Origin of the sequence: Winogradskyella sp. UBA3174 (assembly GCF_002364335.1) — a bacterium.
Lineage (GTDB): Bacteria > Bacteroidota > Bacteroidia > Flavobacteriales > Flavobacteriaceae > Winogradskyella.
Genome location: NZ_DEXW01000065.1, coordinates 1 through 224, shown reverse-complemented (window position 1 = coordinate 224; position 224 = coordinate 1). Strand labels below are relative to the sequence as shown.

Below are 224 nucleotides of genomic sequence, written 5' to 3'. Positions count from 1 at the left end.
AGTTGTTTTGCTTTTCTATAACTTGAGTAAGTATTCAGTTCGTCTATAAAGACAGTGTGCCCTTTGGCGATTAACGCATCAAAAAATAGATTGGCAAAACTGATGGTGTTTCCTGTTTCAGAACCCACTAAAATGATGTATTCTGATTCGTCTTTCTTAAATTTATTTTTAATTTTTAAGGTTTTCTCCTTCCGTTTTAGAGACATTGCAAAACCTGAATACAT

Annotated in this window: 1 pseudogene; it reads right to left on the bottom strand. The window is 32.6% G+C overall.

Going from position 1 to position 224, the window contains the following annotated elements:
* Positions 1-224 (bottom strand): annotated as a pseudogene (locus B2U95_RS13055) (FAD-binding oxidoreductase); the annotation flags it as partial.